The organism is Crocosphaera chwakensis CCY0110 (assembly GCF_000169335.1).
Taxonomy (GTDB): Bacteria; Cyanobacteriota; Cyanobacteriia; order Cyanobacteriales; family Microcystaceae; genus Crocosphaera; species Crocosphaera chwakensis.
Window position 1 is genome coordinate 37,044 of record NZ_AAXW01000015.1, and the last position, 25,433, is coordinate 62,476.

At 36.3% G+C, this 25,433-nt stretch carries 23 protein-coding genes; 16 read left to right on the top strand and 7 right to left on the bottom strand.

Annotation, left to right across the window (positions count from 1 at the left end; all coding sequences use genetic code 11):
- Positions 1-91 precede the first annotated feature (91 nt).
- Positions 92-2,146, bottom strand: a complete 2,055-nt coding sequence (locus CY0110_RS11660; protein WP_198139147.1) for a PKD domain-containing protein — start codon at positions 2,144-2,146, stop codon at positions 92-94.
- On the opposite strand from CY0110_RS11660, the gene CY0110_RS11670 reads away from it, so the two are divergent.
- The gene (locus CY0110_RS11670; RefSeq protein ID WP_198139148.1) at positions 2,123-2,881 is read left to right on the top strand and encodes a pentapeptide repeat-containing protein; all 759 of its coding nucleotides are present in this window, start codon (positions 2,123-2,125) and stop codon (positions 2,879-2,881) included. The two genes, CY0110_RS11660 and CY0110_RS11670, sit on opposite strands and share 24 nt — an antisense overlap.
- Positions 2,882-3,094: 213 nt before the next feature.
- Here CY0110_RS11670 and CY0110_RS11675 read toward each other — a convergent pair whose 3' ends face one another.
- On the bottom strand, positions 3,095-3,637 hold the full coding sequence (locus CY0110_RS11675; RefSeq protein WP_008275638.1) for an REP-associated tyrosine transposase: 543 nt from the start codon (positions 3,635-3,637) through the stop codon (positions 3,095-3,097).
- A 134-nt stretch (positions 3,638-3,771) separates the two neighbouring features.
- Positions 3,772-4,467, bottom strand: coding sequence for a 3-oxoacyl-ACP reductase FabG (gene fabG / locus CY0110_RS11680; protein ID WP_008275639.1), 696 nt, complete (start codon positions 4,465-4,467; stop codon positions 3,772-3,774).
- Positions 4,468-4,769: 302 nt separating this feature from the next.
- Between fabG and CY0110_RS11685 the strand changes: the two genes are divergently transcribed.
- Positions 4,770-6,059: a glucose-1-phosphate adenylyltransferase gene (locus tag CY0110_RS11685; RefSeq protein WP_008275640.1), complete on the top strand. Its 1,290-nt coding sequence runs from the start codon at positions 4,770-4,772 to the stop codon at positions 6,057-6,059.
- Positions 6,060-6,103: 44 nt separating this feature from the next.
- Entirely contained in the window at positions 6,104-8,020 is a 1,917-nt protein-coding gene (locus CY0110_RS11690; RefSeq protein ID WP_008275641.1) for a transketolase C-terminal domain-containing protein, read from the top strand.
- Between the two features lie 146 nt (positions 8,021-8,166).
- Here CY0110_RS11690 and gntT read toward each other — a convergent pair whose 3' ends face one another.
- Entirely contained in the window at positions 8,167-9,510 is a 1,344-nt protein-coding gene (gene gntT, locus CY0110_RS11695) for a guanitoxin biosynthesis MATE family efflux transporter GntT (protein ID WP_008275642.1), read from the bottom strand.
- A gap of 224 nt (positions 9,511-9,734) precedes the next feature.
- On the opposite strand from gntT, the gene CY0110_RS11700 reads away from it, so the two are divergent.
- Complete coding sequence (locus CY0110_RS11700) at positions 9,735-11,207, top strand: FAD-dependent oxidoreductase (protein ID WP_008275643.1); 1,473 nt, start codon at positions 9,735-9,737, stop codon at positions 11,205-11,207.
- A 113-nt stretch (positions 11,208-11,320) separates the two neighbouring features.
- Here CY0110_RS11700 and CY0110_RS11705 read toward each other — a convergent pair whose 3' ends face one another.
- On the bottom strand, positions 11,321-12,229 hold the full coding sequence (locus CY0110_RS11705) for a sugar kinase (RefSeq protein ID WP_008275644.1): 909 nt from the start codon (positions 12,227-12,229) through the stop codon (positions 11,321-11,323).
- Here CY0110_RS11705 and rsmI point away from each other — a divergent pair.
- From rsmI to CY0110_RS11725, 4 genes are all read left to right on the top strand, one after another.
- A complete protein-coding gene (gene rsmI / locus CY0110_RS11710; RefSeq protein WP_008275645.1) occupies positions 12,228-13,091 on the top strand; it encodes a 16S rRNA (cytidine(1402)-2'-O)-methyltransferase in 864 nt (287 codons plus the stop codon). The genes CY0110_RS11705 and rsmI overlap by 2 nt on opposite strands.
- Before the next feature lie 20 nt (positions 13,092-13,111).
- Entirely contained in the window at positions 13,112-14,617 is a 1,506-nt protein-coding gene (locus tag CY0110_RS11715) for a TAXI family TRAP transporter solute-binding subunit (protein WP_008275646.1), read from the top strand.
- Between the two features lie 4 nt (positions 14,618-14,621).
- On the top strand, positions 14,622-15,635 hold the full coding sequence (gene dusB / locus CY0110_RS11720; protein ID WP_008275647.1) for a tRNA dihydrouridine synthase DusB: 1,014 nt from the start codon (positions 14,622-14,624) through the stop codon (positions 15,633-15,635).
- 87 nt (positions 15,636-15,722) lie between these two features.
- Positions 15,723-17,102: an aldehyde dehydrogenase gene (locus tag CY0110_RS11725; RefSeq protein WP_008275648.1), complete on the top strand. Its 1,380-nt coding sequence runs from the start codon at positions 15,723-15,725 to the stop codon at positions 17,100-17,102.
- 217 nt (positions 17,103-17,319) lie between these two features.
- On the opposite strand, the gene CY0110_RS27965 is transcribed toward CY0110_RS11725, so the two are convergent.
- Positions 17,320-18,261, bottom strand: coding sequence for a DUF3102 domain-containing protein (locus CY0110_RS27965; protein ID WP_008275649.1), 942 nt, complete (start codon positions 18,259-18,261; stop codon positions 17,320-17,322).
- A gap of 867 nt (positions 18,262-19,128) precedes the next feature.
- On the opposite strand from CY0110_RS27965, the gene CY0110_RS11735 reads away from it, so the two are divergent.
- The 8 genes from CY0110_RS11735 (at position 19,129) to CY0110_RS11765 (ending at position 24,520) form a co-directional block, all read left to right on the top strand.
- Positions 19,129-20,787, top strand: a complete 1,659-nt coding sequence (locus tag CY0110_RS11735) for an HlyD family efflux transporter periplasmic adaptor subunit (protein ID WP_008275650.1) — start codon at positions 19,129-19,131, stop codon at positions 20,785-20,787.
- 192 nt (positions 20,788-20,979) lie between these two features.
- Positions 20,980-21,369 (top strand): HetP family heterocyst commitment protein, encoded by a 390-nt coding sequence (locus CY0110_RS11740; RefSeq protein WP_008275651.1) that lies wholly within the window; start codon positions 20,980-20,982, stop codon positions 21,367-21,369.
- A 283-nt stretch (positions 21,370-21,652) separates the two neighbouring features.
- On the top strand, positions 21,653-21,889 hold the full coding sequence (locus tag CY0110_RS11745) for a hypothetical protein (RefSeq protein ID WP_008275652.1): 237 nt from the start codon (positions 21,653-21,655) through the stop codon (positions 21,887-21,889).
- A gap of 221 nt (positions 21,890-22,110) precedes the next feature.
- The gene (locus CY0110_RS11750) at positions 22,111-22,383 is read left to right on the top strand and encodes a hypothetical protein (RefSeq protein ID WP_008275653.1); all 273 of its coding nucleotides are present in this window, start codon (positions 22,111-22,113) and stop codon (positions 22,381-22,383) included.
- A 236-nt stretch (positions 22,384-22,619) separates the two neighbouring features.
- The gene (locus tag CY0110_RS11755; protein WP_008275654.1) at positions 22,620-22,907 is read left to right on the top strand and encodes a hypothetical protein; all 288 of its coding nucleotides are present in this window, start codon (positions 22,620-22,622) and stop codon (positions 22,905-22,907) included.
- Positions 22,908-22,950: 43 nt separating this feature from the next.
- Positions 22,951-23,112, top strand: coding sequence for a hypothetical protein (locus CY0110_RS30410; protein WP_008275655.1), 162 nt, complete (start codon positions 22,951-22,953; stop codon positions 23,110-23,112).
- Positions 23,113-23,151: 39 nt separating this feature from the next.
- Complete coding sequence (locus tag CY0110_RS11760) at positions 23,152-23,418, top strand: hypothetical protein (RefSeq protein WP_008275656.1); 267 nt, start codon at positions 23,152-23,154, stop codon at positions 23,416-23,418.
- A gap of 328 nt (positions 23,419-23,746) precedes the next feature.
- Positions 23,747-24,520, top strand: a complete 774-nt coding sequence (locus tag CY0110_RS11765) for a peptidylprolyl isomerase (protein WP_008275657.1) — start codon at positions 23,747-23,749, stop codon at positions 24,518-24,520.
- Here CY0110_RS11765 and CY0110_RS11770 read toward each other — a convergent pair.
- Positions 24,440-25,318: a hypothetical protein gene (locus tag CY0110_RS11770; RefSeq protein ID WP_035799241.1), complete on the bottom strand. Its 879-nt coding sequence runs from the start codon at positions 25,316-25,318 to the stop codon at positions 24,440-24,442. The two genes, CY0110_RS11765 and CY0110_RS11770, sit on opposite strands and share 81 nt — an antisense overlap.
- Positions 25,319-25,433 lie beyond the last annotated feature (115 nt).

Below are 25,433 nucleotides of genomic sequence, written 5' to 3' on the forward strand. Positions count from 1 at the left end.
GTAAATCCCATGTCCAGTTAATTAATCGAGTTAATTAAGATTTCCTTGGACTTTTACAAGTTATAAGACAGTTATTAATATGACCGAGTTCTTAATTTGGATTATTGTTTAGTGCTGATGCTAAATTATTTGGAGCTAAACTATCTTTTATTCTCACAGAAACAAAGTTATTAAAGGGTAGAGAATTGATAGGTAAAGGAGTCTCAGAAAAACTTGAACGGATGTTAAGGTTGGGAATCGTTTCTGTATTATTACGAGTTAGTTTAGTTGTTGTATTGGAAGCTAAAGAAATAGTCGGCTTGTCTTCTGGTTCAACGATGGGTGCAATATTAGTAATTTCTAACTCAAAGCTGGTGGTAACTCGCTCTCCATGAGCATCGATTACGGTTAAAGTAGCAGTATAAGTACCGTTATGGGGAAAGCTATGAGTAACCACCTGACCTGTCAACCGTGTGCCATCGCTTAATTCCCAAATATAGGTCAGGGTATCGCCTCCAGCATCCGTTGCAGTTGCTCTGAGTACCGTTTTATTACCTTCTATTACTTCAGAAATGATGTCAATGTCTGCAATTTCTGGGAGGGCGTTATTTACAGTAACTGTAATGGTGCTTGGGATGGTTTGAGTGCCGTTACCATCGGTAAGGATGTAGGTAAAGGTATCTGTACCAACAAATCCAGCTTTTGGAGTGTAAATAAAGGTTCCGTTTTCTGCAATATTAACGGTTCCATTTTCAGCAGGGGTTTGAATTTGGATGGTATAGGTTTGCAGAATTTCTTCTAAATTGCTGTTATCGGGGAAAATCTGAATAACCGTAGATTGTCCTTGAGTAAGGGTAACAGGATTATTAACAGTGATGGGGGAAATCTCCCGTTGTATGATTACATCATCAATTAAGACGCGACTATCGTTATCGCCAAAGCCAAGTAAGTCGAAGTAAAGGGTAGCTTCTGTACCTGGGGTTAAGTGGCTAATATCGATGGAGAAGGTACGGGGAGAATTGTCTGTACCATGAGTAAGTTGAATGTCATTTCCTAAGTAAGTTGTACCTGTGTTTTGGAGGTTAAAGAAGGCATCGGTGAAGCTGAGTTCATCAATGGTATCGACTAAGGAGGTGAGGCTATGAGCATCGAGAAGGGCGACTTCAAAGGCATCACTGGGGAAGGATTGGGTCGTCCCAAGTTGGGCATCGACCAGGGTAAATTGTAGGGTTTTTGCACCTTCGGGGATGATGAAGGTTTGGCTGAGGTTGCTGAGGAATGGTGAACCTTCTGTAAGTAGTGCTTGACCGTTCAGGATGGTGGTTGCGCCTCTGGTTTTCCACCCAAAGTTGGGGTGGTAGGGGTCGGAGATATTGAAGTTGCCGTTGGCGATCGCAGCTAATAATGGAGTCGATGTTAGCAATGCTTCTAAACTACCTTCTGCCTTCTGCCCTCTGCCTTCTGCCTTCAAAATAGCTTTTAATATCTCAATATCTATATCTGAGGGCAGTTTACGGATACCTGGGGCAAGGTGAGTGTTGAGGAGATCGTAGGGGTGTGCGTGGTTATCAAGGTGTTCGCCGTGTAGGGTTGCATGGTCATGATGCAGGTGGTCAAAGGGTTCGTAACCTTCGATGAAACCGTAGAGGTGGGCGATTTCATGGAGAACGGTGGTGAGAAGGTCGTATTTGCCGTAAGCGTCGGAGTTGGGGGTAGCATTGTAGGCAAATTCTGAATTCTGAACTGCGAACTCTGAACTCTCAAATGGGGTGGAGTCGATGAACCAACCGACTCCGTTGGCGTTGTAGTTGATGAGGATGGTTCCTGCGTTGGGGCGACCGAAGGGGTCGAAGCCTGTGATGGTGGCTTCGGCGAGATGTCCTGTGGGTAGGTCGGTTATTTGGAAGGTGATGTCTAGTGAGGTTTCTGATTGGAGTAAGTTTGACCAGATGTTGGTTGCAGTATTATTTAAGTTGTTTATTACTTCAGGGGTTGAATGATGAATAGAGCCGAATTGCTGAGAAGATATGAGGCTGGAGAACGGGGTTTTTCTGGAGTTGATTTGAGAGGAATTCACATGGGAACTGAATATCCTGGGGATATCGATGAGATTTTCAATGGTGTTAATTTTAGGAATGCCAATATGGCAAATTCGATTTTGACCCAAATATGGTTGATTAACGCTGACCTGAGCAGTATCAATCTCGAAGGGGCTGATTTGAGAGGAAGTCTTCTGCTGAATGCCAAACTTCGGAATGCTAATCTTCGAGGCTCTGATTTGACTGGGGCTGACTTGACTGATGCCGATCTGACCAATGCTGATCTGACCAATGCCGATCTCAGATATACTATTTTGGTCGGTGCAAATCTCCGAGGAGCGGATTTGACTGGGATTATTACTCAAAGCAATCACTTCGATAGTAGTATCTTTCACTTGACTACTATGCCCAATGGCACAATCGAAAGCAGTAGTTCCAAAGTTATTGATGCCACAGAATTGCTTGGACGTTACGCCGAGGGAGAGCGGTATTTTGAAGAATTTATCTTGTATCGTGCTGATCTGAGTGGGGCTGACCTCAGATCTCTTGAATGGGGTGGTAGATTCACTCATGTTAATTTTAGTAGAGCCAACTTGAGTCACGCTTCTGTTTGGCCTACTCGTTTTATTTTCTGTAATTTGAGTGGTGCGATTCTCAACAGATGCTATCTCGGTTCTGCTGTAATTGCTTTTTCTGATTTGCGAGGAGCGACAGGAGAGATGATCGATTGTGACGCCCTTAGGTTGATCGATGTTAATTGGCAAGGAGCTAATTTGACTAGCACTTGTGGGAACGGAAAATTCAGTCCCTCTTGCTACAATTCCATTAGAGAAGACGGGAGTTTTGTCAACGGTTGGAGTTGATGAGATAAATAGCGTTGTGTTATTTTCTAAATTGTTTTGAGCCTGAGATAAATCAAAAGAATTGTTACTTATCTCAGCTAGAAGAGATGCAGATGCTGCCTGAAAATGATGTTTGTTTTTGAGGTCACGTCGAATCTCTTCAGGAACATTAGTGCGATCGCCGATCTCGTAGGTTGGGTAGAGGAACGAAACCCAACAAAACAATATAAGAAATTACTCCATCCCAACAGAAACATCAAAAACAGGGATTTCTGAACTTCCCCAGTTAACATCATAAACACCGCGCTGCACATAACGATGAAAACTGGAATATTCCCAATCTTTTGGACGTGAAACTAACCCATGATGCACGGGATTATAATGAATATAATCAGCATGATTAATAAAATCTTCTTCATCTCGGATTAAATGTTCCCAAAATCGTCTTTGCCAGATAGCCCTCTCTTGTTTACTCTGTCTTGAAGTTGAAATATTTCCTTGATATTTGCGATCGCATTGACAACTAAACCAACTTTTAATTAAACGCCAACGAGTCGAAAACTCAGCATCACCTTGGGGTAACGTCCAAATACAATGAAGATGGTTAGGTAAAATAACAATGGCATCAATAATGAAAGGATGTTTTTCTATGACTCTACGAAATGAATCTCGCAATAATACTATATTTTCTGCTTCACAGAGAAATGAGCGTCTATTATGGGTAACTAAGGTAAAAAAATAACTACTTCCTGGTTGTTTTGCCCGACGATATTGCATAAATTAATCATAATTAAGATGCTATGAGTTGGATTTTGTTTCCTTCAACTATCGCTCAGGACAAGCCTCTAGGTAATTTACTATAAGTTGGGTTAAGGAACGAAACCCAACCTAGGTAATGCTCGTATTGTGAATTATACTTGTCCATAAACAGGAATAGCTGCACCTCGAAGATCCTTAGCCTCTTCAGACGCAAGAAAACAAATAACCTGCGCTAAAGAATCAGGAGAAACCCATTTTGACGCATTTTCTTCCCCCATTGCTTCGCGGTTGGCAGGGGTATCGATAACACTAGGAAGCACACTATTAGCCGTAATATTATACTCTTTTGTCTCTTCTGCAATGGACTTAGTTAACGCAACTACACCGGCTTTAGAAGCGCAATAAGAAGCTAAATTTGCATCGGGTTGCACCGCACCACGAGACCCGACTGTGACAATTCTGCCATATCCTGATTTGTACATCGCACCTAAACAATATTTACACAGTAAAAACGTGCTATTAAGGTTTAAATCAATAGAAGATTTCCAGTCTTCATAGGATTGTTGATGAGTTTCTCCCATAGAAAAACCTCCCATAAGATGGATTAAAATATCAACTTTATTTAAGTCATTTACTAACTGTTTAACTACATTTTCATCTAATAAATCCGCTTTAACAAAACGAATTTTCTCAAAATCTGTCGGAGCTAATTTATCCTTAAGACGCTTAACCTCCGTTTCATCTCGATAGGGAATGGTTACCTTTGCCCCTTGCTTAATGACTTCTGGCGTTACCCCTAATCCTAATCCTCCAGTTCCGCCAGTTAATAAAACTTGTTTACCTTCCATAATTAATATTATTCATACTGTCTTCTATCTATTGACTAATATAACGTTAATAACTACATCTTCCCAAGGGTGTATTTTCCAATACATTGCTTGCAAAATTTTTCAGATTTAGTCAATTCTTTTTTTAATTAATTTGACAACACCTATAAAACTATGGTAAATCTTAACAAAAAATAACATCACTCATGATTGAGAATAACACTTTAGACATACAAAGAGGTGTGTGTGTAGGTTAGATAATACAAGATAGTATTAACCTTTGCTTCGACTATTACAAGAAAACGATTAACTAGGAGGAATTTATGAATAACGTACTTTCGATTATCCTTGGTGGTGGCGCAGGAACAAGACTTTATCCCCTCACCAAAACCAGAGCTAAACCTGCTGTTCCCCTAGCGGGAAAACACAGATTAATTGATATTCCTATTAGTAATTGTATTAATTCTAGTATTCACAAAATATATGTCTTAACCCAATTTAATTCTGCTTCACTCAATCAACATATTTCTCGTTCTTACAACTTTTCAGGATTTCAGCAAGGATTTGTAGAAATATTAGCAGCCCAACAAACTCCAGAAAATATGAATTGGTTCCAGGGAACCGCCGATGCTGTCAGACAATATTTATGGTTGTTTGATCGAGCAGAAGCGGATGAATATTTAATCCTTTCCGGGGATCATTTATATCGCATGGACTATCGTGATTTTATTCAACATCATCGAGAAACAAACGCAGATATTAGCCTATCAGTGCTTCCTGTGGATGAAAAACAAGCCTCTAGTTTTGGTTTAATGAAAATTGATGATACTGGTCGTATTATTGACTTCCAGGAAAAACCCAAAGGGGACGATCTCAAACGGATGCAAGTCGATACCACAACCCTCGGACTTTCAGCAGAAGAATCTAAAATTAAGCCCTATATTGCCTCAATGGGGATTTATCTATTTAAGCGAGAAGTGTTGATTGATTTACTAAAACAACAGCCAGACTGTACCGATTTTGGTAAAGAAATTATTCCCAATGCGATTAAAGACTTGAATATACAAGCCTATCTCTTCAATGATTATTGGGAAGATATCGGAACCATCGAAGCCTTTTTCAACGCCAACTTAGCCCTAGCTAAACAGCCTAACCCTTCCTTTAGCTTTTATGATAAAGCTGCTCCTATCTACACCAGAGCGCGTTATTTACCCCCTACCAAACAACAAAAATGTCAAGTCATCGAGTCGATGATTAGCGAGGGTTGTATCTTAAAAGAGTGTTATATCGAAAATTCTGTCATCGGTATTCGTTCTCGCATTGATTCGGGTTGCACTATCAAAAATGTCTTACTTATGGGAGCAGATTATTATCAATCTGATTTTGAAAATGAAGGAGATTGTTCCTTAGAAAACATTCCCATCGGTATCGGGTCTAATACCACCATTGACCACGCCATTATTGATAAAAATGCTCGCATTGGCTGCAACGTCAAAATTATTAACAAAGATAATGTTAGTGAAGCCGAAAAAGAAGACCAAGGCTTTTATATTCGCAGTAATATCATCACCATTTTAAAGGATGCAGTCATTCCTCACGATACGGTCATCTAACAGCTTGAAAACGCACTTAATAACCATACATAGAGAATAATTAAATGGCAACCCAAACCTTTCCTATCGATTTAACCGCTTATCAACCCCTAAATTTAGATCCCACGCAACCCAAATTAAGCCAACAACAAAAAGAAACTCTCAAACATAATATTCAACTGTGTCGAGATGTGATTATTTTCTTCACCGCCACCGGAGCAGCTAAAGGCGTAGGTGGCCATACTGGAGGACCTTATGACACCGTTCCAGAAGTGATGATTCTCGATGGTTTATTTAGAGGTGCGCCAAATAAATTTGTACCTATTTTCTTCGATGAAGCAGGCCATCGAGTCGCCACTCAATACCTGATTTCAACCCTACGGGGTCAATTACCGGCCGAGAAACTACTCCATTATCGAGAAGCTTATTCAAAACTCCCCGGACACCCAGAATTAGGGTTAACCCCAGGGGTTCAATTTAGTTCCGGACGCTTGGGCCATATGTGGCCTTATGTGAATGGAATAGCAATGGCGAACCCGAATAAAATTGTCTTCTGTTTAGGGTCTGATGGTTCCCAACAAGAAGGAAACGACGCAGAAGCAGCGCGGTTGGCTGTGTCTCAGAATCTCAACGTTAAATTAATTATCGATGATAACGATGTAACCATCGCTGGCCACCCGTCTGAGTATCAAAAAGGCTTTGATGTCGGTCGAACCTTAGAAGGTCACGGACTGACCACTTTGACTGGGGAAGGGGAAGACATAGAAAGTCTCTACGATCGCATTTACCGAGCCATTAGTAACGATGGACCGATGGCCGTGATTAATAAGCGTAAAATGTCTGTAGGAGTTGAGGGTATTGAAGGAACCCCCGAAGGCCATGACGTGATTCCTGTCGATGCAGCGATCGCCTATTTAGAAAATCGGGGTCATAAAGAAGCGGTTGACTATCTCAAAAGCATTTCTAAAGCAAAAAATCCCTACACTTATATAGGATCAACCGAAGAAGTGGGATCAAACCGTAATATTTTCGGAGATACGGTGGTTTCTATCTTAGATTCCATGAGCGATCAAGACCGCAAAAACAAAATTATGTGTATTGATAATGATTTAGAAGGATCTTGCGGTTTAAAACAGATTCGTAAAGCCTATCCTGATATCTTTGTCAGTGGGGGTATTATGGAACGGGGTAACTTCTTAGCGGCCGCTGGTTTTGGTATGGAAGCAGGGAAACAAGGGATTTATGCTACTTTCAGTGCTTTTCTAGAAATGTGCGTTTCTGAGATTAGTATGGCCCGACTGAATGGCTCTAATGTACTGTGTCATTTTTCCCATTCAGGAATCGACGATATGGCGGATAATACCTGTCACTTCGGCATCAATAATATGTTTGCTGATAACGGACTCGAAGAAGGAGACGAAACCCGTCTTTATTTTCCCGGTGATCCAGGACAGATGATCGCCTGTGTCAAAGCAGTATTTAATGATCCAGGGTTACGATTTATCTTTTCCACTCGTTCTAAGGTTCCTCATCTTTTAGATAGCAATGGGAATAAACTCTATGGAGAGGATTATCAATTTACCCCTGGAAAAGACGAAGTAATACGGGAAGGAACTGCCGGTTATGTGGTTAGTTTTGGGGAATGTCTCTATCGTGCTTTAGATGCGGTAGAACAGTTAAAACAAGAGGGTTTAGATATCGGTTTAATCAATAAATCTACTTTAAACGTGGTGGATGAAGAGATGATGAAAAAAATCGGTCAGTCTCCTTTAGTGATGGTGGTTGAAGCATTTAACCGTCGTACCGGACTGGGTAGCCGTTTCGGAACTTGGTTATTAGAACGGGGTTATACGCCTAAATATGCCCATTTAGGAACCTATCAAGAAGGTTGTGGGGGTTTATGGGAACAATACCCCTACCAAGGACTTGATCCCAAGGGTATTATTAGTCATGTTAAGGCTTTATCCAAAGGCATCAATTAATTGATAGTATAGGGGTCAACACTGAGCAGAATCGAAGCATTGATCCCTACAAAAATGTGTAAATATGATTAGTTCCAAAACTTATCATTTAATAAAAAAGAGATTACACTACCATAAATCTTTGAGTTCAATATCTTAATAAGTTATCATGACTCAATGGGGATATGATTACTTTGTCCTTTCGATAATTGTAAAAATAGTGTAATCATTAATGTCCCTGCATAAGCAGTTAATGCTGACCATAATAGATGATTATTTTGCCAATAGTAAGCCATAATTACTAAGGGTAAAAATCCAATCAAAAAGGCAATCAATACTCCATTTCTTAATATTTTACCCTCTTTTAAACCGATGAAATATCCTTCTAACATAAAAGCGATCGCGCTAAACGACAAGAAAGGGAATAACCAGACTGTATAAGTGATAGCAGCTTGACTAATTTCTTGATGATCCGTTAATAAGTTAAAAATACTTTCAGGAAACAAAAACGGAATCAAAGCAAAGCTTGAAGCAATGAATAAACTATTAATAATAGACACGACTAATAATGGTATGATTTGCTCTATATTACCCTCGCCCTTAAAGTTTCCAGTTAAAGATTGAGTGGTAATTCCTACTCCTTGAACTGTAAATTGACTCACTAGGGCAATTTGTAATAATACTCCGTTAACAGCTAATAGATTAGTTCCCAATAAAGCACTAATATTCATAAAAGTAGAATAGGCAGAAATTAAAGCAAAATATCTCATAAAAATATTACCGTTAAAAGAAATAAGTGAAAGTAATTCTTTTTTATTGACAACTTTGGTGATAAGAGGTAATACGCCACTCCATTTAAGAGTTGTTATCATAAAAATAATAGCAACAAATAAAGCTAAATATTGACTAATTGCTGTAGCTAAACCTGCTCCCATACTTTGCCAACCCCAACGATCAATCATGAGATAATCTAAGAAAACATTTGAAGCATTTCCAACTAAAGATAAGAATAAAATAGCTGCTTTCATTTCTCTTCCTAAGAACCACCCAATAAAAACAAAATTAAGTAAAACTGCAGGTGCGCCCCAAATTCTGGCACGAAAATAATCTATTCCAGATACTTCAATGTCGGGTGAACCTGATAATAAAGTAAAGCCTATTTTTTCGATAGGATATTGTAAAATCAGGATAACAAAAGCAATAATCAAAGCAATTAAACCACTGCGTAAAATAGCCAGTAATATTCCGTCTTGATCATCTCTTCCCACAGCTTGTGCAGTGATAGCATTAGTACCAGAACGAATGAACTTTAAAACTCGATATAAATAGTCAAAAAGAATACTTCCAAGAATAACCCCTGCTAAGTAACGAATGTCTTCTAAATGTCCTAAAAAAGCAGTATCACACAACCCTGCTAAGGGAACCATCATATTAGATAAAACACTAACTGAAGCGAGACGATAAAAGCGAGGTAAAAAACTACGATACTCAACAGGAAGGGAAAAATTCATATAAAGAGTTAAGTGTCATCTGTGAATCCAACTAAAAGTTATATTATAACTAACTTTGACTTTAGCTTACATACTGCTGATTGGGTTTAGTCGTAATAATAATTCAATGAAATTCCAAAATTATTATTAAGCATTAAATCAGTGATCACCTAGTTTTTAAATCTACGTTATAATCTGGGTTAGCCTATACAATTACTTTGAAAAATAGTCTGATTATCCCATTTATGAACCCTATTCAAGTTTCAGAAATTGAATACGTTGATGTTATTGTCGTGGGTGGTGGTATTGCTGGAGTTGCCATTACTGAATTCTTAGCCCGTCATAGTAATTTATCCATTAAACTATTAGAAAAAGCTCCTCAACTGGGTACATTAGCATCAGGAAAATTAGAAGGATGGTATCATACAGGAGCTTTATATTCGGGTCAAGATGATGCTCAAACATTCATTAATTGTGTTAATGGAGTAGAGGATTTAATTAATTTTTATACTCCTTATTTTAAGCAACAATGCAACGTCAATTTAACAGAAAAAGACACTAAATTTTATACCCCTGCTATTATTCCTAATTCTAAAGGTTGGTTTAATGATGCACCAGTGTATTTGATTCATCCCCAAGAAGATGCTCCAGAAATTCGCTCATCTCGCTTAAAAAGTGATGCAGTACAAATTAATATTCAACGGAATAGAGTCTTAGGAAGATTAGAAGTTGCTTACGGAAGACAACATAATTGGTTAGTGAATAATAAATATTTAGCCCCTACTTATGCACAGGTTGAAAATTATGAAGGCTTAAATTGTTCTTTAAGAAATTCAACAGAAATTATCCGTAATCTTTGCCGTCAATTTGATAATTCATATAACATACAACCATCTAATTATGATTTTATTAAAACGCTGGATTGTTCTATGCACACCAGTCGAATTCTAAAAGATTTAGTAACCAGTTGTTTGAGTCATGGGGTAACATTTGAAACCGGCATTAAAATCGAAAAATTGTTAAGTGATAGTTATGGTGAACTAAGAATTAAAAGTTTATTATGTAAGACGAAAGCAGGACGTTCAAAACGACTCAAAGCTAAGTTATTTATTTTTGCTGTTGGGGAAGGATTTGAACCCTTTTTAAAAGATTTACAAGTGAGAGCAAAATTAAAGAGAAGTCGCAGCGCAATGGTGGTAAGTTATCCTGCTTTAGTCAACACTAATTTTGTCAGAATGTCCACTAAAAATCGCTTTCATTTTAATCATTTTGTACAACATAGGGAACTAGGAAACGAAAAATATACTTACTCTTTATTAGCTGATTCTGGTTATGCTAATGATGATAATATTGATGGTGTAGATATAGAACCTATTTTAGAGTCAGCAGAACGTTATTTTGGCAAAGAAAAGTTATACAGTCGTCAACTTTATAGTTATGAATGTGTGAAAACTGAATTTATCAGTCAAGAAGAACAAAAACGACGCTATAGTTATTGGATTGAATCGAATTCTGATAGTAATTATATGTGTGTTTTACCTGGTAAATTTTCCTTTTTTCCTACTGTTGCTTATCAAGCTTATCAACGAATTAAAACATTACTCAATTTTGAAGAAACTAAACCCAAAACTTCTTTTGAAGAGAATATCAATCTTGAAAAAGAAGCCAATAAATTAGTGGCTGAATCTTTTCCAATGCAAATTTTTCTAACTAACTAATTAGGAAAAAATTGAATCTTAAAGTGAACTGCGATCGCAGACAAGAAGCAGAACCACAACTAAAAATATTTTATTGAGAAAAGAACCGAATACGTAACCATTTTTCTATTTCATTAAAAAAAAAGATCATTATTTGTAGATTTTTGATGATTCTTAATACCAAACTCTGTTAAATTTTCCATCCATTGTCGAGTTCCAAATGATTGACAAGCAACCGCAGCAACCTCTGAAGCTTTAGCCAAAGAATCTGCAAAACTATGGGTCAAAATAAAGTGACAAAATGCGCCATGAAAAATATCTCCCGCGCCTAAAGTGTCAATGGCTTGAATAGGAGAAACTTCTATACTATTAAACTCTCCATCTGTCCAATATTTAATAGGCTTCTCTCCATTAGTAATGGCAATATGAGGAATATTAGCCTGTTTTAAATAAGTAAAAACGTCATCAGAATCATAACAATTGGGAGGATAAAAGTTTGTAGAACAAACCGCATATTTAACATAAGGCAAAATCTTCTCAAAGCCAGGTTTCCAACTGCCTCCATCAATAATAATAGGAATGTCTCTAAAATTGGCTTCTTGGGCAACAACTTGACTGACAGCCATTTGATGTCCATCGATTAAAACAATATCAATATCCTGTAAAATTTCTATGGATAATTTATCCGCTTTTGCCTGAGATTTGATAGCATTAATAGAAATAACGGCACGTTCCCCTGTGATTTTATTAACAATAATTGAAGAGGTAGGTGGGGGTTCAGGATGATAAGGAGAAAGATCAAAAACACTCAAAGAACAATCTTCTAATTCTGCACAAATGAGTTGACTAATGGGATGATTACCAATCATACTTAAGAGGGTTCCTTGATGCCCAAACTTTTGAAAGGTAATGGCTGCATTGGTAGCAGGTCCGCCGGCTGCAATGGTTTGATCGAGTGCTACAATTTTCTCATTAGAATGGGGGAAATGATCCGCAAGATAAATAATATCGAGAGTCGTTAAACCGACAAATAATCCATTCATGACTAATATAATGAACAACGAAAGTTTACAGCAAGGAACACTTTATATTGTGGGAACACCCATCGGAAATTTAGAAGATATTACCTTTCGGGCGATCCGAATTTTAAAATCAGTTAATCTTATCGCTGCAGAAGATACCCGTCATACAGCTAAACTTTTGCATCATTTTCAGATTACTACCCCTCAGATTAGTTATCATCATCATAATCGCACGGCTCGCCAAACTGAATTATTAAACTATCTTGAAGAAGGAAAAACCATTGCTTTAGTAACTGATGCAGGGATGCCAGGTATTTCTGATCCGGGATACGATTTAATTAATGCTTCTATTATAGCAAATATTCCTGTTATTCCTATCCCTGGCCCGACGGCTGCTATTACCACCCTTTCTGTGTCTGGTTTGCCCACTGATCGCTTTATCTTTGAGGGTTTTCTTCCTTTAAAGGGAAAAGAAAGACGTGATCGCTTTCAAGTATTAAAAACAGAAACTCGGACGATTATTCTTTATGAAGCTCCCCATCGTTTACTAAAAACTTTGACTGATTTACGAGAGGTTTATAGTAACGATCATCAACTTACCGTAGGAAGAGAAATCACCAAACGTTATGAAGAATTTTGGCGAGGAAGTTTAGAAGATGCTATCTTATATTATCAGAATTCTCAGCAGATTAAAGGGGAATTTACCTTAATTATTGCTGGCTGTTCTCAAAGTCGTTTCCTTACGTTAACCGTTGATCAATTAAAAGATGAATTACAACAATTATTAGATCAAGGAATGACGCGATCGCAAGCGAGTCGTCAACTTGCAGAAGTCACTACTTTTTCCCGTCGTCAAATTTATAATTTATCTTTAGATAATTAGCTTTTTTTACAATAGTTACAATGATCAAAAAATTTTTCTGTACCAGTTTATTTCTCGTTATTCCTATTTATTTAAGTAGTTGTAGTACACGCAAAACAAACCTATCTATTTCTAGTGGTTCTCTTGGAAGTGGTTATCAAAGAATTAGTTCTCAAATTAAATCATCAGCAGATACAGTAGAACAAATACAGGTAACAGATACTTATCAGTCTCAAGGATCACAAGAAAATTTACAACGATTATTAGATAAAGAAGTTGATTTTTCTATTGTACAATTAGATGTAGCTAGTGAAGCTATGAAACAAGGAAAAGTTAATACGTTATTGGTCTTAACTCAAGAATATTTACACTTAGTCACTCAAGCTAACTCTGACATTAAAACTTTAGCAGACTTACAAGGAAAACGGGTGATGGTGGGAGCAGAAGGTAGCGGAATTTATTTTACTGCAAAGCGAATTTTTAAAGCTAGTAATATCACAATTATAGAAGTAAAATCTAATGAAGATAGACTTAAAAAACTCATAAATAATGAAATTGATGCCTTTGTTTATGTTGGACCTTTAGCAACCAGTGATAAATTTAAACAAGAATTACAACAGTCGACTCAACTTCGTTTTATTTCCGTAGATTCCAGTTTAATTAACTATTTAACCATTCAATTTCCTGAATCTTATCAACAAGCAATTATTCCCCAAGGAACTTATAAACCTTTACCAGAATTACCTAATCAAAACTTATCAACTATTGCTACTCCTGGCGCATTAATTACCCGTCCTGATGTCAATAAAAAGACAGTTTCTTTGTTAACTTGGGCGATTATTTCTAACTTTCGTCAATACTCTCCTTTCTACCCTGAATTAGCTTCTCAACAAGATGCTAAACTATTAACGGAAGGGTTAATTTATATTCATCCTGGGGCGCAACAAGTCTTTAATTATGGTGATCCTAGAGTCGCATGGCAACGTTATTTGAGAGAAAATAAGCCTCTACAAGCTGCATCAATTATGTTGATTACAACCAGTAGTATTGGGTTTTTACTTCGTTGGTGGCGTAAAAGAAAACAAAACAATCTTCTGAAAGCTAACCGTCAAACTATTAACGAATTAAGAAAATTATTAGAGCAAAATCCCAAAAAAGCCACAGAAGAAATTGAAGATTTACGGCAAAAATATCGTTTAATGTTAATTGATGGTCAAGTGTCTTCAGAAGTTTATGAACAAATTGAAAAAATGACACAAATCTTCTCAGATCAATGTCAAAGATGGCAAAATAAACAAAAAGAATTATCCCATAATCAAATCTTACAATTGATGGATGAATGGAGTCAACAACTACCCGAAAGTTTAATGGTAAGACATGGAAAATTACAATATTCTCATGATCAGTATAAAGAGATGTTAAAAACAGGACAATTAGACTTACAAACTTATTTACAGATGATTCAAGTCACTTTAATTTGGACCAACTTACTATCATTAAATAACTCACAAGATAATAAAAATAAGCTGCCTAATTCATCAAAATAAAACTATGTTATCTATTTCATCTACCCTTCGAGAAAAAGTATCTCAACCCTTAAAAATTGGTTCAGTAGAAGTAAAAAGTCGGGTGTTGCAGTCTCCTTTATCGGGAGTAACAGACTTAGTTTTTCGTCGCTTAGTCAGACGTTATTCTCCTAATTCTATGATGTACACCGAGATGGTAAGTGCCACAGAAATTCATCATTTAAAACAACTTCCTAGACTGATGGAAATTGATCCCAATGAACAACCGATTAGTATTCAATTATTTGATTGTCGTCCAGATTTTATGGCAGAAGCAGCTCAAAAAGCGGTAGGAGAAGGGGCGAAAACCATTGATATTAATATGGGTTGTCCTGTTAATAAAATTACAAAAAAAGGGGGTGGATCTTCTTTATTAAGACAACCAGAAATAGCTGAAAATCTGGTTAAAGAAGTGGTCAAAACTGTTGATATTCCTGTTACTGTTAAAACAAGAATAGGATGGGACGATAATGAAATTAATATCTTAGAATTTGCCCAAAAAATGGAAGATGCGGGGGCATCAATGTTAACCCTTCATGGTAGAACTCGCGCCCAAGGATATACAGGAAATGCACGGTGGGAATGGATTAAAAAAGTCAAAAAAATCTTGACTATTCCCGTCATAGCTAATGGTGATATCTTTTCCGTTGAAGCTGCGATTAATTGTTTAGAAATAACCGGTGCAGATGGGGTTATGTGTTCCCGTGGAACCCTAGGTTATCCTTTTTTAGTGGGAGAAATTGACTATTTTTTTCAGACAGGAAAAGAATTAATTAAACCAACTTCTATTGAAAGATTAGAATGTGCAAAAGAACATTTAAAAGGGTTATGGGAATATAAAGGCAAACGAGGTATTTATCAAGCTAGAAAACATTTAAGTTGGTATTGTAAAGGATTTATCGGCGCATCTGAATTAAGGGATAAAGTGTCTCGTATTGAAACAGTAGAAGAAGGCTATTTTTTATTAGATAAAGCCATGAAATTAATCAATAATAACTAATAATTAAGTTTTTTATTAATATTGCTAATTTTTGAAAATTTTGTTAAATCATATATCCTTAAATTATCGATGAAAGGCAACAATAGAATGTTGAAAACTGGAAATATACCAACAATCTTTAAAAAACAAGATCAATATTTTTTATCAGGAAATACCCAAAAAATTGAGTTTCGTCAGCAAAAATTAAAACAATTAAAACAGTTGATTATTGAGAAAGAAAGTGAGATAGCAGAAGCTTTAAATAAAGACTTAGGTAAATGTCACTTTGAAAGTTACTTATCAGAAATTAGAATCATTAAAAAAGATATTGATAATACGATAAATAATCTTAAAAAATGGATAAAACCTCGTTATGTTTCTACTCCCATAGAACAATTTCCTGCCACTGCCTTGATTCAACCGCAACCGAAAGGAGTTATCCTTATTATTAGTCCTTGGAATTATCCTTTTTCCTTAGCTATTATGCCATTAATAGGGGCGATCGCTGCTGGCAACTGTGCTATCATTAAACCTTCAGAATTAACTCCTAATACATCAAAAGTTATTGCAAAAATTATTAACAATTACTTCGATGATAACTATATAAAAGTGATTGAAGGAGGGAAAGACATCAGTCAAAAATTATTAAAAGAAAACTTTGATCATATCTTTTTTACTGGTAGTTCTTCTATTGGAAAAATTGTTATGGAAGCTGCTGCTAAGCATTTAACACCAGTTACCTTAGAATTAGGGGGAAAAAGTCCCTGTATTGTGGATAAAAATATTAATGTTAAAGAAACAGCTAAGCGCATTGTCTGGGGAAAGTTTCTCAACGCTGGACAAAGTTGTATTGCGCCAGATTATTTATTAGTCAATCAACCCATTAAATCACAACTATTAGAAGGGATTAAAGAAGCGATTAAAACATTTTATGGAGAAGAACCTTTTCACAGTCCAGACTATGGAAGAATTATTAATGAGTATCATTTTAAACGATTATCTGCATTATTACCCCAAGATAATATTATTGTAGGGGGTCAACTAATTCCCCAAGAAAATTATATTTCTCCTACAGTGATTGATCATATTTCTCCTAATTCTCCTATTATGGAAGATGAGATATTTGGCCCTATTTTACCAATTTTCGATTATAGTGAAATAGAAGAAGCGATCGCCTTTATAAACCAAAGACCAAAACCCTTAGCCATTTATTTATTTTCTAACGATAAAAAGCAACAAAAAAAGATACTAGAAAATACCCGATCAGGGAGTGTAGGGATTAACGATACAGTGATGCAATATGGAGTGTTAAGCTTACCCTTTGGTGGTGTAGGAAACAGTGGCATGGGTGCTTATCATGGTAAAGCTAGTTTTGACACATTTTCCCATTATAAAAGTGTCTTGAAACGTTCTTTTTGGTTTGAAACTAATTTGCGATTTCCACCTTATCAAGGCAAATTAAAGTGGGTAAAGCGTCTCCTAGGTTAAAGTTTCCATGTAATATCCATTAATTCTCTTTATTAACAATAGAGATTATTAGTTGAGGTAAACATAGAAATGAGGGGAGATAGAGGAAAAAGAATATTTCCGATAATAATCGGAGTTAAACTACTTCATTCGTTCTTTATCCAGTAACGCCGTTTCAATCAGATTGTGAGGTGTAAATCCCTGCTTAGGAATCATACTAGCGGTTCCAATATGATATTTAGGGTGTTGAATTGAGCAGACTCATATAAGCTTTTTGCCAAGCACTAAACCACTTCATAAACCGATCTACTACACATTGAGCGCCTTCGGGATCAGTATTAAGCAAAACAGCAATACATTTATTATCATCATATTGCCCGACAAAATCTCCTCCTCGCTTCAAACTATCAGCTAACCCATAACTGAGTTGTTGAAAGACTTGAAACATTACAGTTTTTGATTGGTTACTATCTTCTGAATTAATTTGACATAGAACCAGAGATAAATACTGTTCTGCACCCAACATTTTTTGCCATGCTTCCTCTAAATAATCATTAAATTTAGAAGGACTATCAATTTGAACCGATAAATTTAGCTCACTTGTCTTCTTGTTTACCAAATTTAAGACATTGGATTGATCAGATAATAACTGATTGTAGGTTTTTTGATTATATTGATATTCCTGGGTTATAAGATTATTTTTTGGTTGATTATTAATGTTTGGCTCTAATTGTTCATCTTTATTTTTTTTAAGGAGTTGTTTCGCAAAAGAAAAGGTGATGGTTTTACCTTGTTTCGCTTTTTCTAAAGCCTGAGTGCGAACTTCTTCGGGTGTTGAAGGGGCTGCTAAGATATAGAGAGCTGAGGGAGAAATTTCTACTGTTTCTAAGTCATTCAGTTGAAATTGTTGACTAACCTGCATAAATTTATTAGCAGCCGATACACTCCAATCAAATTCTGCTTTTAACCATGTCCGAAATTGTCCATGCTTCAATTGTTGTTTGATTTTGCATAAATGATCACCAATAATATAGATATCTTGAGCGCAGCGACGGAGTCGATTTCTGATATCAAGGGTTAACTCCTGAATCTCATGTCGCACTTGGGGATTTAACTGTTGATAGTTAAAATCTTTTATATCAGAATTGTTAGAAATTGAAAAAACTTGATTTTGAGTCATATTAACTTGTTTCCACGCTTAAACTGTTGTTTACCTTAATTATTTCTTTAGTTTGCCATATAAAAACAAGACAGATAACGGGTACTTGTGATGAGTACCTGGATCTACTATTTTAGGCAATAAATAATTGTACTTAAATAATGTCTAATGAGGATTTCATCAAACAAGCTAGGAAGACAACGAGCAGAAATAGTTTCTAGTTTATTCCTTCTGATTATAAATAATACCTTGATTATGGTCAAACTTTAGTTAAGTCTTATTGCAACAATACTAAATTTCTAAAAATGTACAAATCTAGACATAAAAACAGCAAAAAAAATAAATAGTCCAATTTTTCCGTATTTGAGATTTGATGTCAAAAAAAATTACTGTATCTTTATGAAGATCAAGAGATTCTCATGAAATTAAGCTCAATCTAAGGGATTGACTACCATTACATCAATACTATTTGTGTAAATGCGTAAATTTTACACATTTACTTTTACGGTTAACTGTCCATTCACCTGTCTAGTTATCTGTTTTTTTCGTCTGTAGCCATATTCAAAAAACTTTTCAAGATCACTAACAAAAGTTTTTTGTTAATGCTATATACATTTTTTAATCAAAAAATTAAATTAAATTAAGTTCAAAATAAAGTCTTGACAACTTACATCGAATAAACTATATTTCTAGAGAATAGGGATAGTTTCTAAGAGTTTTGTGCGAAGCAAATAGAATATGTATAATTTATCTTTTAAAGATTTAGCATTATAAAGTGCCAAAATTAACTAATCTTAAAAAGATAACCAAACAATGAAATTTAAGATTAATAAATGTTGTGAACTTTCCTTGAACAGAAGTATCAATCTAAACCATAAGAGATTTACTATGTCAACCCACTTTGATCGAACGAAAAAGAAATTTGTCCAGGATTTCAATCAAAATAAAGACTCTTCATCAGTTAGTCAAAAACACCAGGCAAATTTGATGACCCCTGATGACTCTAAGCACATTTATGGTGGGGTCAGTAGCAACGCTATAGAGTTTCCTCAAACCACCTTTAACCCCGCCTGTGCCTATCGTTCACCCCAGGTAGAAGAACCAGTTAATCTCTGGTCTTCTTCTGTCCAAACCCTCCTAGACCAACCCCCTGCCACCTTACCCCAAAAGTTCATCTTAGGAGGAATAGCGTTTTGTTTCGCCTTTTCCGCTTGGGCTTGGTTTGGAACCCTTGAAGAAGTAGGGAAAGCTCAAGGAAAATTGGTGCCAGAAGGAGAAACCTATAAAATTCAACCGGTTGAATTGGGTAAAGTGACTGACATTGCTGTCGAAGAGGGACAAGAAGTACAAGCTGGACAATTATTAGTCGAATTCGATACAGAATTAGCTGAAAAAGAAATTGACCGACTTCAAGAGATGATTAGAGCTTATCAAACCGAGTTAAGCCAAAAACACACTCTAAAACAACGTATTCAATTAGAAGCCGAAACAGATGCAGCCATTGCTTCGGCCGAACTGCAAGCTCAACAAGCCGTCATCGCTCATACTAAAGAAAAGATTGCCACAGTTCGTCAATTATTAGCTCAACAACAAAATGAAGTTGCAGCCTATCAATTACGACAAAAACAGTTACAACCCCTCGATTCAATCGCCCAACAACGGCTTGAGCAACTAGAGGTGGAAAAAATTGCCCACCAAGAACGAATTAACCGACTCAAACCCCTACAAGAAGAAGGTGCAATTTCTCAAGAATATCTCTACGAAGCAGAACAAACCCTAAGACAGACAGAACAACAGATTACCAGTAGTCAATTACAAGAAGTGACTCAAGCCAACGAACAAATCTTTCAAGCTAACCAAGGGATACGGAATCTGCGATCGCAAATGACTGAAAATCAGGGAGAACTTTTTTCGGCACAAAAAACCGTTCAACAGTCTCAAGCTGAATTTACCCAGAAACAAGCGCAAGCTCAACGAAAGCAAATCGAAGCCATGCAAAAAATTCAGCAACTTGAAGTAGAAATGACCCAACTGCAAGGGAAAATAACAGAAAACAAAAATTTGTTAATTGCTGCCCAAAGTAAGCTGCAATATAAGTATCTTAAAGCTCCCATCAGTGGCACCATTTTGTCCCTCGATCTCAAAAACACTGGCGAAGTGGTTGAAGCAGGAAAAACCGTCGCAGAGATTGCTCCCCACAATGTTCCGTTAGTGGTGTCTGCAGTTCTCCCAGACGAAGAAGCTGGCTTTGTGGACATAGGAATGCCTGCACAAGTTAAGTTAGATGCTTACCCTTATCAGGATTATGGGGTCATTACTGGCCAAGTAACCGACATTTCTGCCGATGCTGAATCCGACGAAAAATTAGGTGAAATTTATCGGGTTGAGATCGAGCTGGAACGGGATCATATTCTGAAAAATCAAGAAATGATTTCCTTTAAACCCGGACAAACTGTGACAGCAGATATTATTATTCGCCGTCGTCGCATTATTGATGTTGTACTGGACCCCATCAAAAAAATGCAAAAGGATGGAATTAAGCTTTAACAGCAGTTTTCGATAGAAATGTAAACAAGCTGTCTACCCCTCTTTCTGCTCCCGTTGCTCCCTACCCTCATTTTTCCCCTGCTTACTTCGTAGTAACGTTTATTTTTGTTCAGGTACTTATTACCAGTTCCCAACTTTAATTTTTCATTTTTTTGACTACTCATTTACGAAAGTTTAAGAGGATTTTTTATCATGTCTCAATCTTTGTATCAGCAAAAAAACCAGGTAACTAAAAGTATGACCGAACAACAATTTGAAGAAATTGTTGATGCCATTTTAGCGGGAAAATATTCCTGGGCTTGTGTCTTAATTTTACAAACGGCAGGTTATAATCCGCTCCATTATATTCCCTATCGTACCTATAATCGTTTAATCAAAGATAACCGTCTAAAAAAACGAGATAGTGAACAACAGAAAACTATTAAACCATCTCCAAAAAATTCTGTAACAAAACATCGAACCTCAACAAAAATTAGTAATCTCAGTTATGTAGAATCTTTGGATGAGTCAGAATCGAATAGTTTAGGGGGTCTAGGATGTAACCAGAGCAGTATCTGGTCAATTTTTTTCTGGAATCATTAAAGTTAATTAGATTTTTATCTTTAAAACTACATTGCATAATTGGAACTGAAAGGGCTGACTAATATTGTTTGTCGACCTCTCTTTCCTGTTGTTTAAAAATCAATCTTACTGTAAATTTGAAAATTAACAGTAAGGTTGTTTTCTTTTTTTATATACATATTGAAAAAATAGGTAAACTGCCAAATTGGCAACACATTCTTTGTTTAATTAGTTATCTTAAATATAGGAAGAAAAACAAAACTTCCTAAAACAAATTCTGAAGTAAATTAACGAGGAAAAACCCATGAAAATCTCTAATATGACCTATCTCGAAACCGTTGAAGCTAACGAAGTTAAAGGTGGTTTCTTAAGCGTTGACTTTGGAGCTCCTTCAGCTAAAGGTTTAGCTGATGCTTTTGCTACCTCTTTCGGGCGTGGTTTTTCTCAAAGCAGCACCTATACTGACACTGATTCTTCTGCAGATATTGGAAGCAAAACATCTTCTGCTACATCCCAATCTGGTTCTTGGGGAGAAGTATAAGTCAGGTTATCGTTTCTAAGTTTTTTAGAAATACAATGCTAGGGATACTATATAGATTAAAAATAAACTTTTAGCTATGTTTAATACTCAACTAAAAGTCTAAAGTGTCCCTAGTTTCTTACAAAATGCCTTCCAAAGACCTCTAGAGATTTTATTCATCATGAAAAAAATCTCTAGAGTGTCTTCAGTTGTTTAGGCTTGTAGTAAAAAGGAGATGACCAATGATTATTACTAATTTGGACTATGAAGAGCAACTTGATCAAAATATTGAACTTTTGGGAAGTTTTAGGGAATTTATTCCCACTCAGATGTTCTCAGAAGACAAGTTTCTAGATGGTAAACGAGTTTTGTTATCTACAGTTTCTTTTGGTGCTAGAGCCAATGGGATTCGATCTGCTAAGACAGAACTCTTAAATTTTAGTCAAACGACAGAACAAGTTGCAGAAGGTTTTGTTTCAAGTTCATCTTCATCTATTGCTTCAATCTCGGAGTAATTAAAAGAATCGAGGAACTCTCAAAACTTTTAAAATATTGAAATCTTAAAGTGTTGTCATGAGGAATAATTATTGCCATTGTGGCAACACTCTTTTCTTTTTTGGATGTATCTTTAAAATCACAGACAAAGTTATTCTACTAAGTTGTAAAACGACCAATACATTGAAAAATTGTTCAGTTGTATTGCCAGAAGAATAACTTGAATTAACCAACTTTTTTTAAGGAACTTAAAGCAATGATTATTACCGATTTAGATCATATCAATTCCGTTTCTGAAGTAGAGAATATTGAAGGAGCATTTTTTGAGCGTCTAGTAGCTACCTCACAACTAACTTCAACCTTACTAGATAGTGCGCTAAATACAGGGGTTGGTTTTTCCTTCAATATGAATAATGTTGATTACTTGACATTAGGAGGAGTTGGCTCTGCTGCTGATATTCAACAAGAGTATTTATCAACTTCTGTAGGAACTTCTCGCATTTCTTCTGGAAAATTTAGCTTAATCCAATTTTCATTCGGTTAATTCTATTTGTTTATCGTTTATGTCGCATTCAAAGGAGACAATTATGAAAATTGCTGATCTAGAACATCTAGAAAATGTTAGAAAATCCCATCCAACCATTCAAGGTGGTTTTATTGGTATAGAGGCTTTTGCTTCGGCTAAAGCAGAAGCAAGTAATCGAGTGTTTACTTGGTCATTTACCTATACTGTTGCAATAACACCCTAATTTTTTCAGTCCTATTACTGAGTTTCAAGGAGTAATTTAATGAGTCAATTAAGAATCACAGACTTAGATTTTCACGAGGAAGGAATCCTCGAAAATGAAGAAATTAGAGGTAGTTTTAGTTTTAGTAATCCTAGTTCTGGCTTCTTTCGTGTAGCGTTTGATTTTAGCCAATCATCTATCATTGGTGACTTATCAGGTGAAGCAGGGGCAGGGTTTGGTGCTGCTATTGCCCTAGCCCTTGGTAAGAACATTACAATCGAGATAGATACGGGAGTATCCTCAGATTCAGGGCTATTCTCATTTTAAATGATTAAATGAGGGATGAACTACCCTAGTCAACAAGAGCATCCTTGCACCATGCTTGAGAATCCTACTACTTTTTCATCGATCTATCCATAGGGGGATGCTCTTCATTGTCGACTTAGTTTGATAGTCCCTTGATTTTTCAGGGGGTGAAGGATAGTAGGTATGGGGAGATCAGAGGCTTTTTGAGACGGAGCTTTTACTCTCTCCCCCGTTACCCTTTCTACTCTTTACTCGATCAATTTCTTCCGAGTCAGTTTGTTGAGACATCCTTAGGTTGTATCAAGTTTTATACAATCAAGTGAGGGAAATATTATTCAATTACATTATGATGACTAATTCCACCACATTAATAGACGTTGAAGAGGTTATTGACTATCTAAAAAAGAATCTAAAATTCAAAGAAATTTGCCAACAAATTCTTCAACAAAGGATCATTGAACAAGCATCTCAGCAAAGAGACCTAACCATTACAGAAGAAGAAATTCAAGCAGAAGCTGATAACATCCGCCGTGAAAAACGACTGGAAAAAGCCGTTGATACTCTCGCTTGGTTAAATGGGGAACTGATTACTCCTGATGACTGGGAAGCGGGGATTCAAGACACTTTATTGCGTAAAAAACTAGCTCAAAACCTTTTCGATAAAGAAGTTGAAAAGACATTTCAACAAAGTTGGTTTAATTTCGATCAAGTTTTGCTTTACCAAATTATCGTGCCTTATGAAAAATTGGCTTTAGAAATTTTCTATCAAATAGAAGAAGAGGAGATGAGCTTCTATCAAGCAGCTCATCTCTATGATATTGATGAAAAACGCCGATTACAGTGTGGTTATGAAGGAAAAGTTTATCGTTTTAATATGAAGCCAGAACTTTCACCCGTGATATTTGCAGCTAATCCAGGGGAGGTGATTCCTCCATTCAAAACTGAACAAGGCTATCATATTATCATGGTTGAAAGATTTATTAAAGCCCAATTAACCGAAGAAATTTATGAACAAATTATCAACAAAATGTTTGACCAATGGCTATCGAGTGAATTGAATTATTTGCTTCATAATTCTGGAGAACAAACCCCAAATACTCTTAAAGAACACCAAGAAGATTAAGGCTAATTGGTTTGATGGTTCAGGTACCGTTCGACACCTCTCCACCTCATTAGAACCAGCAGTACAAGATTCAATCACTACAACTAAATCCAATTCTGTTTCTTCTTCAAAGAATTGCTGAAATACTCCTGTAAAATTAACGCGAGTAGTTTCTTGATTGCCTTGTGTAAATAAGACTTGTTGATCATAATTCATTAAACCAAAATTAGGACTGATATAAGCCTGAAAAAAATCCCGATTTAATTTGGGATCTTGATTTGTATTGATAATACTGACAAGGTTAACCAGTGGCCAACTACGTTGGTTCCCACGATCAAAAACAGTTAAGGACATACGACCAAAGGTACTGGCATTCCCCACTGGCCAAGTTTCTACAAAAGTATCTGAATATAGAGAACCTTCTGCCCTAAACTCAAACCAATTACCTGCAGGGATAGGAAATCGACCGAATAAAATCGACGATAGATCAGTTTTCACAATGTATTCCGAACCTGTACCAAAGCTGATGGTTCGTAAATTCCCATTGGCGAATACTATGTTATCTTCAGCAAAAAAAATTGTGTTCCTGTCAATTTGATTTTGAGCAAATCCTTCGTCAGCAATAGCAATAGCGTTAACATCATTGATAACACCTACTCCGAGAGGAAATTGATTAAATTCATTAAGCACTAAGTCGATTTGGGCAATACTGGCAAAAGTGGCAGCATAACTTGGTAAGACTACTATTATTGAGCTAACTGTTATTAACGGTGTAATTACAATTTGTAGTGTTTTAGGAATTGTTGTAATTTTTTTCATCAGCTTTGGTGAGGAGAAAAGTGATAGGAAACTCGGTAGGTCATAGATAGACTACTCGATTAAGATAGGCAAGGATACAAATGTTATACCAAATCCGGTTCTCAAACCTATCTTA